Annotated in this window: 9 protein-coding genes; 2 read left to right on the top strand and 7 right to left on the bottom strand. The window is 73.4% G+C overall.

Features of this window, described 5'->3' with window-relative positions; genetic code table 11:
- Nucleotides 1–121: 121 nt before the first annotated feature.
- Genes VFZ92_RS09015 through VFZ92_RS09005 form a run of 3 tightly spaced genes read right to left on the bottom strand, consistent with a single transcriptional unit; the run spans nucleotide 122 to nucleotide 2,953 of the window.
- The gene (locus tag VFZ92_RS09015; protein WP_330875364.1) at nucleotides 122–907 is read right to left on the bottom strand and encodes an ABC transporter ATP-binding protein; all 786 of its coding nucleotides are present in this window, start codon (nucleotides 905–907) and stop codon (nucleotides 122–124) included.
- Nucleotides 904–2,013, bottom strand: coding sequence for an iron ABC transporter permease (locus VFZ92_RS09010; protein WP_330875363.1), 1,110 nt, complete (start codon nucleotides 2,011–2,013; stop codon nucleotides 904–906). Before VFZ92_RS09010 ends, VFZ92_RS09015 begins: the two co-directional genes overlap by 4 nt.
- Nucleotides 2,014–2,029: 16 nt before the next feature.
- On the bottom strand, nucleotides 2,030–2,953 hold the full coding sequence (locus VFZ92_RS09005; protein ID WP_330875362.1) for an ABC transporter substrate-binding protein: 924 nt from the start codon (nucleotides 2,951–2,953) through the stop codon (nucleotides 2,030–2,032).
- 238 nt (nucleotides 2,954–3,191) lie between these two features.
- Here VFZ92_RS09005 and VFZ92_RS09000 point away from each other — a divergent pair, with 238 nt between their 5' ends.
- Nucleotides 3,192–4,034 carry an alpha/beta hydrolase gene (locus VFZ92_RS09000; protein WP_330875361.1) on the top strand — a complete coding sequence of 281 codons (843 nt, stop codon included), beginning with the start codon at nucleotides 3,192–3,194 and terminating at the stop codon, nucleotides 4,032–4,034.
- Nucleotides 4,035–4,060: 26 nt separating this feature from the next.
- On the opposite strand, the gene VFZ92_RS08995 is transcribed toward VFZ92_RS09000, so the two are convergent.
- Nucleotides 4,061–4,954, bottom strand: a complete 894-nt coding sequence (locus tag VFZ92_RS08995; protein WP_330875360.1) for a hypothetical protein — start codon at nucleotides 4,952–4,954, stop codon at nucleotides 4,061–4,063.
- A gap of 145 nt (nucleotides 4,955–5,099) precedes the next feature.
- Between VFZ92_RS08995 and VFZ92_RS08990 the strand changes: the two genes are divergently transcribed.
- Nucleotides 5,100–9,149 carry a tetrahydrofolate dehydrogenase/cyclohydrolase catalytic domain-containing protein gene (locus VFZ92_RS08990; protein WP_330875359.1) on the top strand — a complete coding sequence of 1,350 codons (4,050 nt, stop codon included), beginning with the start codon at nucleotides 5,100–5,102 and terminating at the stop codon, nucleotides 9,147–9,149.
- Between the two features lie 2 nt (nucleotides 9,150–9,151).
- Here VFZ92_RS08990 and VFZ92_RS08985 read toward each other — a convergent pair whose 3' ends face one another.
- The 3 genes from VFZ92_RS08985 to VFZ92_RS08975 form a co-directional block, all read right to left on the bottom strand.
- Nucleotides 9,152–9,601 carry a hypothetical protein gene (locus tag VFZ92_RS08985; protein WP_330875358.1) on the bottom strand — a complete coding sequence of 150 codons (450 nt, stop codon included), beginning with the start codon at nucleotides 9,599–9,601 and terminating at the stop codon, nucleotides 9,152–9,154.
- Nucleotides 9,602–9,787: 186 nt separating this feature from the next.
- The gene (locus tag VFZ92_RS08980; protein WP_330875357.1) at nucleotides 9,788–10,084 is read right to left on the bottom strand and encodes a hypothetical protein; all 297 of its coding nucleotides are present in this window, start codon (nucleotides 10,082–10,084) and stop codon (nucleotides 9,788–9,790) included.
- Nucleotides 10,084–12,135, bottom strand: a complete 2,052-nt coding sequence (locus tag VFZ92_RS08975) for an ATP-binding protein (RefSeq protein WP_330875356.1) — start codon at nucleotides 12,133–12,135, stop codon at nucleotides 10,084–10,086. Before VFZ92_RS08975 ends, VFZ92_RS08980 begins: the two co-directional genes overlap by 1 nt.
- Nucleotide 12,136 lies beyond the last annotated feature (1 nt).

Here is a 12,136-nt window from a genome sequence, read left to right as displayed (position 1 = left end):
ATGTCCTCCTGGTTCCGTTGTCAGGTACCTGTCCGTCGTCGGGGTGGGGTCGGGCCGCCGCCGGGCAGCCGCGCGGGACCGTCGGCGCGGGTGCGGTGTTCCACGGCGGGCCTCCTCGGGGTCAGCGGGTCCTGACGGGCACGACCACCGGCCGGTCGTCGGCGTCGATCACCCGCACCCTCGCCTGGTAGTGGGTGGCGAGCACCTCTTCGGTGATCACCTCGCGCGGTGTGCCCTCGGCGACCACTCGGCCACCGGCCAGCAGCACGACCCGGTCGGCGTACGCGCCCGCGGTCGACAGGTCGTGCATGGTCGTCAGGACGGTCAGCTCGTGGTCGTGGCGCAGGTCGTCGACGAGGTCGAGCACGTCCTGCTGGTGGCCGATGTCGAGGGCGCTGGTCGGTTCGTCGAGCAGCAGGAGCCGCGTCTGCTGCGCGAGGGCGCGGGCGAGGAACACCCGTTGCAGCTCGCCGCCGGACAGCGTCACCAGCACGCGGTCGGCGAAGTCCAGCAGCTCCAGCCGGACCAGGACGTCGCGCACCACCTCCAGGTCGGCCCGCGACTCGCGGCCGAACCGGGGCAGGTACGGGGTGCGGCCGAGCAGCGCGTAGTCGAGCACCGTGATGCCCGGCGGCACGATCGGCGACTGGGCGACCGAGGCCAGGACGCGGGCCCGGTCGCGGTGCCGCATCCGCCGCACGTCCCGGCCGAACAGCCGCACGTCGCCGGTCGCGGGCACCAGCCCGCTGACCGCGTTGAGCAGGGTCGACTTGCCCGCGCCGTTGGGGCCGATGACGGCGACCCACTCGCCCGCGGTGACGGTCAGGTCGATCCCGTCGAGGATGCGGCTGCCGCCCAGCTCCACCCGCACGTCACGGGTGGCGATCACCGGTTCGGGGGCGGTCACGACCGCGTCCCCGTGCTGGTGCGCAGCACCAGGACGAAGAACGGCGCGCCCAGGAACGCGGTGACGACGCCGATCGGGATCTCGGCGGGCGCGGCGGCGGTGCGCGCCACCAGGTCGGCCAGCACCAGGAACGCGCCGCCCACCAGCATCGAGACCGGGAGGATGGTGCGGTAGCCCGCGCCCGCGAGCAGCCGCACGGTGTGCGGCACGATGATGCCGACGAACCCGATCAGGCCCGAGACCGACACCGCCGCCGCGGTGCCCAGCGACGCCACCGCGGTCAGCACGTACCGCGTGCGCCGCGGGTCCAGCCCCAGGCCGGAGGCCTCGGCGTCGCCCACCGACAGCACGTCCAGGTCGCGCCGGTGCAGCAGCACGACCACGGCGGTCACCACCGCGTAGGGCAGCACCAGCAGGACGTCGCGCCAGCCCGCCGTGCCGAGCCTGCCGAGCAGCCACGAGTAGACCTCGCGGATGGCGTCGGCGTCGCGCTGCATCAGGAACGTCTGCCCGGCGGACAGGAACGCGGACACCGCGACGCCCGAGAGGATCAGGGTGGCGGGCGACCGGTCGCCCGCCGCGCCGCCCCGCGCGGCCAGCGCGTAGGTCAGGGCCACGGCGGCGACGGCGCCGACGAACGCGGCCAGCGGGGTGGCCAGCGGCAGCACCGTGGCCGCACCGCCGTCCGCGCCGCGGCGCAGCGTGATCACCGCGGTGACGCCGAGCCCGGCGCCCGCCGCCACACCGAGCAGGTGCGGGTCGGCCAGCGGGTTGCGGAACACGCCCTGGTAGCAGGCGCCCGCCAGGGCCAGCAGCCCGCCGACGAGCAGGCCGAGCACGACCCTGGGCAGGCGCAGGTCGAGCAGCAGCGCCCGTTCCCGCTCCGACAGGCCGCTGTCCAGGTCGACGCCCGGCAGCAGGCTGAGCAGTTCCGCGGCCACGGAGCCGGGCGGCAGGGTGACCGGGCCGGTGCTCACGCCCACGAGCAGCGCGGCCACGACCACCACCAGACCCGCCACCAGCCACACCGCGCGCAGCCGAGGGGGCCGCAGCGGGACCGGAGAGGGGACCCGCCGCGCGGACGTGCCGTCCGCGAGCGGCTTCACCACGACGAGCGGCCGTTCATCGGACCTCGCCCGCCGCGTCCGCGATCGTCCGGACCAGGTCCACCACGCGCGGGCCCCAGCGCGAGGCGATGTCGTCGTCCAGGGGCACGACGCGGTTCGTGCGCACCGCCGTGATGCCGCTCCAGCCCGGCCGGGCCTTGACCGTGTCCGGGGTCTGCCCGCAGCACTTCGTGTCGGCGAGGAAGATCAGGTCCGGATCGGCCTGGAGCAGGAACTCGGCCGACAGCTGCGGGTAGCCCCCGTTGACCTGGCTCGACTCGACCGCGTCCGCCACGTTGACCAGCCCCAGCCTGCCGAACAGCTCCCCGATGAACGTCTGCCCGGTCACCGAGTACAGCGCCTGGTCCAGCTCGTAGTAGTAGGTGGGCTTGTCCTGCCGCTGCGGCGTGTCCGCGACGATCTTGGCGATGTCGTCCTTCATGCGCGTGACGACGTCGGCCGCCTCGGCGGTGTGGCCGGTGAGCCTGCCCAGCTCGGTGATCTGGGTGTAGCTGTCGTCCAGGGTGCGGGCCGGGGGCGCCAGGTAGACCGGGATCCTCAGCGTGCCGAGCTGGTCCACGATCTGGTTGAGGTCGTTGGAGATCACGACCAGGTCGGGTTCGTGGCCCGCGATGGCCTCGGCGCTGGGCTGGAAGCCCGACAGCGCCGACCTCGGCGCCTCGGCCGGGTAGGTGGAGTTGTCGTCGACCGCCTCGACCTGCTCGCCCGCGCCGATCGCGAAGAGCATCTCGGTCGCCGACGGCGCCAGCACCACGATCCGGGTGGGCTTCTCCTCCAGCGTCAGCGTGCCCGCGGTGACCGGGAACCCGGCCGACCCGGCGGGTGGCGCGGGCGGGCGCGCGGGCGTGGACGAGCCGCACGAGCCTGCCAGGACGGCCAGCGCCACCACGAAAGCGGACACGCGGACGTGCTTCACCATCGGAACGTTCTCCCCCTGTCGAGCCGACCACCGCGAATCCTCACGGACCGGGTTCGCCACGTCGACACCTCCCCGAGCACGTCATCATCCCCGATCGGATCCGGCGGTGCCACTTCGGTTCGGCCTACTCACCTTCGCCCGAACCGACGCCCCGCCCGTGGTCGGAGCCGTGCGACGCGGTGGTGCGGTTCCGCACGTACCGTGTGCCGGACCGCTCAGCCGTCCCGGAGGTTCGACGATGCACTCGTTCCGCACGCCCGACGGCGTCACGCTGGGGGTCGAGCACTTCGGCGACGCGTCGGACCCCCTCGTCCTGCTCGCGGGCGGCACGACCATGCTCTCCTGGCCCGACGCGCTCTGCGGGGCGCTCGCACTCGGCGGGCGCCACGTCGTGCGCTACGACCTGCGCGACTCCGGCACCTCGACGACCGTCGACCCCGAGGCGCCCGCCTACTCGCTCCGCGACCTCGCGGCCGACGCCGCCGCGCTCGCCCGCGGCCTCGACGACCGGCCCGCGCACCTGGCGGGGATCGGCGTCGGCGGGATGGTCGCCCAGGTCGCCGCGCTCGACCACCCCACCGCGTTCTCGGCGCTCACCCTGGCGGGAACGCGGCCCGTCGCACCTGGTCCGGTCGACGACGACCTGCCCGACCACGACGCGGCGGCGATGGGCCCGCTGTTCGCCCTCCCGATGCCCGACTGGTCCGACCGCGGCGCCGTGGCGGAGTTCGCCGCCGCGAGCGCGGAGGTCCTCGGCGACGACCCCGCCGCGGCACGGGCGGTCGCCGAGCGCGTCTTCGACCGCACTCCGGGCACCGACCCCGCCGTCCGGGTGGCCAACCACCTGGGCGTGGTGTTCTCCAGGCTCGACTGCGCGCCGCGCTGGCGCGAGCGGCTGCCGGAGATCGCGGTGCCGACGCTCGTCGTGCACGGCCGCCGAGACCCGTTCTTCCCGCTGGGCAACGGTGAGGCGCTCGCCCGCGAGATCCCCGGCGCACGACTGCTGGTGCTCGACCGGGCCGCGACCGCGATCCCCGGCTCGGCCGCCGACGAGGTCGCCGCGGCGATGCTCGCGCTCTAGGCCTCCACGTCCGTGACCAGGCGGTCTCAGAGCGCCAACCGTCCGGCCCGGTGCAACGTCCGCACCGCTTGGACCGTGGCGTAGCCACGCCACTCCAGCGCGGCGGCCGGGGAGAAGCTGGCGAAGTCGACCTCCCAGCCGCCGTCGTCCCGCTGCCGCTCGGCGAGCCGGTCCAGCTCGGCCTCGATCACGCCGGGGCGCAGCAGCGCGCCCGCCGGGGTCCCCGGTACCGGCGCGAAGTTCAGCGCGCGCATGGTCTCGCCCTCGCTGCCGCCCGCGACCGGGGCCAGCCCGGTGTCCGGCACGAACCTCCCCAGCCGTTCCAGCAGGGTCGCGGCCTCCGGGTGGCGGTCGTGGGCGGCGTCGAGGAACCGGATGGCGAACGACAGCTCGATCGCGTGCGGCCGGGCCTCCACCGCGGCGATGGCGTCCAGGCAGAACGCGGTCGCCCGCGCCAGCCACGGGTGTGCGGCGACGGCGGGGTCGTGCGCGGCGACGCGGTGGGCGACACCGGCGGCGAACGCGGTGCTCTGCAAGGCCGACACCGACGGGTCTGCCTGGGCCCAGAACGTCGCGCACCCCGTGGCGTCGGCGACCGGCAGCGCGAACGGCAGCCCGCCGTCCGGCAGCGTCACCGAGTCCAGCCAGTCGCACAGCTCGACCGCGCGCGGGGTCGTCACCGGCGCGACGTCCTCGAACACCTCGAAGGCGTGCAGGGCTCCGGCGGGCTGGCTCTCCGGGGCCCGCAGGTCCGGTTCCAGTCCCCAGCCGTAGCCGCCGTCGGGGTTGCGGTAGCCGTCCACCGCGGCCAGCACCGCGTCCGCACCGGCACGGCCCAGGAGCAGGTCGAGACAACGGCGGTCGAGCACCCGGCCGTGGCCTGCCAGGAACGCCGCCGCGCGGGAGAGGTCAACAGTCATGACGCCAGCATGGGCCGTCCGGCGCGCGGGTGTCTTGAACGAAACGGACGTCGGACCGGTCGTGATGCGGTGGTGACGCGCTCGCGACGCGTCGGGTGCGATCGTTCGGGGCGCTCCAGGGCTGTGACAGGAGGAGCCGCACCGGATGCCCGTTCCCGTGAAGGCACGTGCGCCCGCGACCTCGGCGACGCCGTCGCCCGAGGCGGACGTGGCACGGGCTCGGGTGCCGTCGGGCGGAACGGCGATGGCGCGCGGGTCGAGCGACGTGGTGGCGGCGCGGGCGTGGGTCGGCAACGCGGCGGTGACCTCGGTGCTGGGGGCCTCCGCGCCGGGGGTGCTCCCCCGCGGAACCGGGCCGGACCCGTCGGGCTGGACCGGGCGGATGATGCTGGCCGGGCAGGACCTGGTCGGCAACCAAGTGGTCGCGAGGCAGGCCACCGCACCGTCCCCGGTCATCCCGCGACGGCCCGCACCATCCGTTCAGCGCAGGGCGAAGGTGCCATCCGCACCCGCACCGGACCCCAAGGACCTGCGGCGCGAGGAGAAGGCGGAGGGCGCGGAGAAGGAAACGAGGGGCAGGACGGGGACGCGGTCCCCCAGCGCCGATCCGAAGTTCCGGGCGCTCAAGCGGGACGTGCGGGCGACGACGAAGCGGATCGGGTCGAGCCACCCGCCCGCGGCGGCGGAGGCGGGCGCAGCCCAGGCCGCGTCCGTGCCGCCCGCCGACGACCGGGAGGCACGGGGCAAGGCCGCGCACGCCGAGGACATGGACGCCGCGAAGCCCAGGGAGTTCGACAAGGCCGCGTTCGTCAGGGCGGTCGAGGACGCCATCGCGAAGCGGGCGCCGAAGAACCTCGACGAGGCGGACGAGTTCGGTGGGTCCGGCAAGGCCGACGAGGTCAAGGCTGAGGTCCAGGGCGAGGTGGAGGCGGGCAAGGAGGGGTCAGCCAAGGAGATCGCGGACACGACCGCGGCCGTGCCGGAACCCGCGCCGGACGCCAAGCAGGTCGTGCCGCTGACCCCGGACCAGCGGCCGGGCAAGCCTGCCCCGCCGAACCCGACCCAGGCCGTGCCGGACGCGTCGCCACCGTCGGCGACCGACATGTCGGCGGGTCCAGCGCGGGTCCAGGGCCAGATGGCCGCGGCGAACGTCACGGAGCAGCAGTTGGCGTTCACGAACTCGCGCGAACCGGCGTTCGACGGGGCCGTGCGGGACAAGAAGGCGATGGACGCGCACGCGGCGACCGCTCCCGGCGAGCTGCGCAAGGGCGAGGCGCGGGAGTTCGATGAGGTCAAGAGGACGGCGGCGGCGAGCGGGGCGACCGCGGTGGGCGCCATCCACGCCACCCGCGCACGGACCGGCGATCGGGTGATGACCGGCAAGGTCGACCGCAAGGGGCAGGACCAGGACAAGCGCGCCCAGGTCACCGCGCTGCTCCAGACGGTGTTCGACCGCACCAAGACCGACGTCGAGAAGATCCTGTCCGACCTGGACGGAACGGTCGACCAGCAGTTCAGCAGGGAGGAGAAGCGCGCCCGCGACAGGTTCACCGAAGAGCACACCGAGGGGATGCGCGAGTACAAGAGCCGCCGCTACTCGGGCCTCGACGGAAAGGCGCGCTGGGTCAAGGACCTGTTCGCCGACCTCCCCGAGGAGGCGAACCAGATCTACGTCCGGGCCAAGGACAACTACCTGACCGCGATGCGCGGTGTCATCTCCGGCATCGCCGACACCGTCGAGCGCGAGCTGCGCAGGGCCAAGGACCGCATCGCCAGTGGCCGCGAGGAGCTGAAAGCGGCCGTCGACAAGCTCCCCCAAGACCTCCGGGCGATCGGACGCGAGGCGGCGGCGGAGTTCAACGGCCGGTTCGACGAGCTGCGCGACTCGGTCGACGACAAGGGGACCGAGCTGGTCGACACGCTCGCGACGAAGTACACCGACGCCGTCAAGGCGGTCGACGCCGAGATCGCCGCGGAGAAGGAGAAGAACAAGAGCCTGTGGTCCAAGGCCGCCGACAAGATCGGCGGTGTCATCAACACCATCAAGGAACTCGGCCGCCTGCTCCTGGGCGTGCTCCGCAAGGCCGCGACCGCCGTCGGTCTGATCCTGCGCGACCCCATCGGCTTCCTCGGCAACCTGATCACCGGTGTGGGTGGCGGCCTCAAGCTATTCATGAAGAACGCCGGACGCCACCTCCAGCAGGGTGTGCTGGCGTGGCTGCTGGGCACCGGCGTCGGCGCGGGCCTGCAACTGCCCACGACCTTCGACGTGCTCGGCATCCTGGTCATGATCGCCGGCCTGCTGGGCCTGTCGTGGCCCAACCTCCGCGCCCGCCTGGCCCGCAAGGTCGACCCGCGCGCGCTGGCGGCGGCGGAGACGGGCGCGGACGCCGTTCCCATCGTCGTGGAGGCGAGGAAACGCGGGGTCGCGGGCCTGTGGTCGGACCTCAAGAGCCGCGTGGGCGACCTGAAGAAGGAGCTGATCGGCAAGCTCGTGTCGTACCTGCTGCCGACCATCATCATCGCGGGCGTCACCTGGATCGTGTCCCTGCTCAACCCCGCGTCGGCGTTCATCCGCGCCTGCAAGATGATCATCGACATCATTCGGTTCATCGTGACGCAGGGGCGTCAGATCATCGAGTTCGTCAACGCGGTCCTGGACTCGGTGATCGCCATCGCCCGCGGGGCCACGGGTGGGGTGGCGGCGCTGGTGGAACGGGCGCTGGCCAGGTCGATACCGGTGCTGATCGGGGCGCTGGCGGCGATCCTGGGGATCGGGGGGATCGCGGGGAAGGTGCGGTCGATCTTCCAGCAGTTGGCGCGGCCGGTGAACCGGGCGATCGACTGGGTGATCGACAAGATCACCGGGTTGCTGAGGAAGCTGTGGGCGAAGCTCAAGGCCCGGATGGACCGGCGGAAGAAGCCGAAGGAGCCGAAGGAGCCGCGGAAGGACAGGGACCGGAGGACGGCACGTCCGCGCCAACGCCGGCGGCCACGACGGGGGAGGAAGCCCGGCGCGGACCGGAGGAGACGGCCGGACCGCGAGCGGGACCAGACGCCCACGAAGAAGAAGCGGAGGCTGGACGCCGCCCTCGAGGAGGCGGAGAAGCTCTTCGACGACCGGCTCCCGCCCGCCGACATCAAGGCCGCGCTGCCCTCCATCCGCGCAAGGCACGAGATCACGTCGCTCGTGCTCGTGTCCAGGGATCGCGACGGCGTCTCGTCGCTGCGCGTCAAGGGTCGGGTCAATCCCTCGGACAGCACACCCGAGCACCCGTACGGATTCGAGGTGAAGATCCACATCTACGAGAACGAGGTCTCCGGTGTGGAGATCCTCCGGCAGGTGCGGGCCGAGTACGCGGGCAGGTTCCGCGAGCAGATCGTTCCCCTGCGGAAGAAGGTGGCGGTCATCCGCATGAAGCCCGCGCCGAGCGCGGAGTGGCAGTGGAGGGCCCGCATGGAGGCGTCCGCGGTCTCGGCGCGGCAGAAGGAGCGGATCACCACGGCCCTGGGGTTCATCCCCGAGCACGTGGAGCTGGACCACAACATCCCGGTCGCGGAGTTCGCCGCCGTCATCCGCGGCTACAACTCGGACCCGTCCGTGACGGCGATCATCGTCCAGCTCCCGGTGCGGCAGCGGTACCGGGCGGCCGTCAACCTGATCGACCCCCGCAAGGACATCGACTCCATCCTCGGGCCCGCGCGGTCGGAGTTCCCCGTCGGCGCGACCTCCGAGGGCGTCGTCCGGGTCGCCGAGCCGTTCCTCGGCGACAAGCCGGTGGTCGCCGTGGTGGGCGCGAAGGGGTTCGTGGGCAGGGGCGTCGTGAGCCAGCTCGGGAAGTTCGACGTGAGGATCATCGAACTCGACGTGGGCGACAGCCTCGCGCGGGTCAGGGACGCGGCGGTGGTGATCTCCGTGACGGGGCAGGAGGGGATCCTGACACCGGAACTCGTCCTGCCGAGCCACCGCCTGGTGGTGGACTCCGGCTTCGTGCCGAAGCGGACCGGCCCACCCGCCAGCGACGTCGACCCCAGGGCGAGGCCGATACCCAGGCAGGTCACGCCGGTACCGGGCGGGATCGGGCCGGTGGAGATGGCGATCCTCGCGGAACGGTTGGTGCGCAAGGAGCTGGGCTCGCGCGCGGAGGTGCCGACGTGGCGGCTCACCGACCCGGAGGGCCGCATCCGGAGGTGACGTCAGTAGGTCCAGCCGAGGTCGCCCAGCACGTCGGGCACCGGCGCGAACTCGACACCCGCCAGCAGTCGGGCGGCGTCATCGCCCTCGAGTATGTGGTGATCCTCCAGGTCGCCGTGGTACCGGGCTCCGTCCCAACGCAGGTCCACCCGGTCGAGGTCCTCCGGAGCGGCGTAGGCGTCGTAGGAGGAGAACTCGCCGTAGTGCGCCAGCCAGGTCACGTCCTCCGGCGCCACCTCGACGTCGGGCGGGAGCGCGGCCAGCACCGCACCGGCCACGACCGGGAACTCGGAGCCGATCCCCAGTTCGTCGGGACTGCTCCTGATCTCCGAGACGATCGCCACCGGCCTGGCCGAGAGCTGCACGCGCGCCAGGCAGTGGGCCGGTCCGAACTCGTGCCGCCAGTGCACGACCGCCTGGAACTGCCGTTCACCGGACCGCGTCGTGATCACCCGTGAATGCGGTTCGCCGCCCACGCCCAACCTCACCAACGGACACACGCTCGACAACACCGTTCCGACCGAAAATCCACCCTAATCACGGGTTCGCCCCGAATCAACCGCACCCGAACCGCGAAGCTGGTGTCGCACCCGTCCGAGTGGCGGGACGCCGCGCCCGCGCCGGTCCGGCGCAGCGCGTCACAGCCCCGGCGTGCTCTCCTTCTTCGGCACCGCCATGGGGATCGTGCGCATCGCCGCCCCCGCCACCGCCGCGTTCCCCACCCGGTCCTGGCCCGCCGCGAAGGTGGACGCCACGTGCGAGGGCAGCGTCCTCGCCGAGGAGTCCATGGCCGTCTTCGCGGCCTGGGCGTTGCCGATGACCGCCGGAACCAGGACCAGCGGCTTCTTGCCGTGGTCCGAGGCCGCCGCGGTGCGGAGCTCCCGCGCCGTCACGGGCACGGCCGGTTGGTGTTGCGGTGGCAGCAGTTCCGGCATCACCGATCACCCCGATCCCCGTTGTCGGCCAGTAGTTCAGCATACGGGCCCAGCTCGGACGGGCGGAACAGTCTCGCCTCGCGCTGGAACTGTCGGGAGATGCCGCGCACCACGTGGGCCATGCCGATGACCGGGCTGCCGGTGTCGGCCGCCGTGAGTGCGGCGGCGCGGGCCGCCGCGGCGATGCCCGCGCCGGTCATGTCGAGGCGGCACAGGGCTTCCAGGTCGATGTCGGCCGACAGCGGGGCCTCCGGTGGGAACGCGCGGTGCCACAGGCGGCGGCGTTCGGGCGCGCCGGGGCGGGGGAAGTGGACGACGAACTGGAAGCGGCGGGTGAAGGCGGTGTCGATGTTCTCCTTGAGGTTGCTGGTGAGGATGACCAGGCCGTCGCTGGACTCCAGGCGTTGCAGCAGGTAGCCGACTTCGAGGTTGGCGTAGCGGTCGGTGCCGTGCTTGACGTCGCCGCGCTTGCCGAACAGGGCGTCGGCCTCGTCGAACAGCAGCACGGCGTGGCTGTCCTCGGCCTGCTGGAAGACGGCCTCCATGTTCTTCTCGGTCTCCCCGACCCACTTCGACACCACCTGCGCGAGGTCGACCTTCAGCAGTTCCAGGCCCAGCACGCCGGTGATCACCTCGGCCGACATCGTCTTGCCGGTGCCCGGTTCGCCGGTGAACAGGGCCTTGATGCCGCCGTGCGCCGTGCGCCTCGCGAACCCCCACGCCTCCGCGATGCGCGGCCACGCCCGCGCGGCCGACGCGATCTCGGTGATCAGCCGGGTCTGGGCGTCGGGCAGGACCAGGTCCTCGCTGGTGCGGCGCGGGATGATCGACCGCACCGCGCTGCTGTGCCTGCCGCGGATCACGGTGGCGACGGCGGGTTCCAGGTGGTCCGTCGCCCGGTCGTCGCCGCTCAGCCGGGCGTCGACGTCCGCGACCGCCGCGACGGCGCGGAGTTCGCCGCCGCTCATGCGGTAGCGGGCGGCGTGGTCGGCGACGGCCTCCCGGTCGAGCAGGGGGAACGCGGCCCGCCACATGGCCTTGCGGGCCGGGAAGTCCGGTGCGGGGATCGTCAGCTCGGCGTAGGCGCGGGCGGCGAGCAGCCGGGGCGGGCGCCACGGGGTCACGCCGGTCAGGCACACGGGCACCCTGGACCGCAGCAGCGCCTCCTCGTGGCGGGCCGGGTCGTCTGTGGTGAGCCACAGGACCGCGCCCAGGTCGGCCGCCGTGCGCAGGTCGCCCACGGGGTCGGACGTGGCGCGGCGCAGCGGTCGGCCCGCCGCCGCGGCCAGCGCCCCCGCGACGTCGACCTGGCCGTCGGGTGGGCAGCCCCACAGGCCGACCAGGTCCACGTCGCCGTCGCCCAGCGCGCGGCCGAGGCGGGTGAGGCGGGTGAGGCCGTCGGACGCCGGGTCCGGGACTGCCGAGGTCGCCACCTCGCCCGGATCGTGGCCCAGCAGGCCGATGTCACCGCCCCAGCCCATCACGAACTCGAACACGCCCTCCCCCGGTGCCAGCTCCCCCGCCTCGCCGCGGACCAGGCCGTAGCGGCGCAGCCTCCCGGTCGCACCGAGGTCGCGGCGCAGGGCGAGCCTGCCGGACGGGGTCCGCGCGCACACCGAGACCAGCAGCTCGACGCTGGGGGCGCGGTCGTTGAGGTTGTCCACGACGTAGGCGTAGATCCGCCCGTAGGCCGCGTCGAGTTCCGGGGCCGCGACCAGCAGCAGCGCGTCCTGCTCCGACCGCGACAGGCCGAACCGGGTGCGGAGCGCGTCCAGCGGCAGCGTCACGCCGCGCGCGGCGGCCAGGCGGCGCAGGTGCTGTTCGGCCTCCGAGTCGCCGCCCGGTGGATCCGGGGGCTCGGTCATCGCCTCGGTGACCGCGTCCACGCGGCTCAGCAGCGCGCTCACCTGCTCGTCGGTGACGCAGAACGGCGTCAGGTCGGGGCGGCTGAGGGCCGCGGCCTCCCGCGCCTGGCGGTCGACGGCCACCCGCAGCGCCTGGTGCAGGTCCGCCAGCCGGAGGCGGAGGTGTTCGAGCGCCAGAGCACCCACG

The sequence above is a fragment of the Umezawaea sp. genome (assembly GCF_036375055.1).
In the GTDB taxonomy this organism is placed as follows: domain Bacteria; phylum Actinomycetota; class Actinomycetes; order Mycobacteriales; family Pseudonocardiaceae; genus Umezawaea.
This window is presented reverse-complemented; position numbering and strand designations above follow the sequence as displayed.

Coding starts and splice junctions, on each gene's coding strand:
- VFZ92_RS09005 (WP_330875362.1), bottom strand. CDS start 2,953: ATGGTGAAGCACGTCCGCGTGTCCGCTTTCGTGGTGGCGCTGGCCGTC.
- VFZ92_RS09000 (WP_330875361.1), top strand. CDS start 3,192: ATGCACTCGTTCCGCACGCCCGACGGCGTCACGCTGGGGGTCGAGCAC.
- VFZ92_RS08995 (WP_330875360.1), bottom strand. CDS start 4,954: ATGACTGTTGACCTCTCCCGCGCGGCGGCGTTCCTGGCAGGCCACGGC.
- VFZ92_RS08990 (WP_330875359.1), top strand. CDS start 5,100: ATGCCCGTTCCCGTGAAGGCACGTGCGCCCGCGACCTCGGCGACGCCG.
- VFZ92_RS08980 (WP_330875357.1), bottom strand. CDS start 10,084: ATGCCGGAACTGCTGCCACCGCAACACCAACCGGCCGTGCCCGTGACG.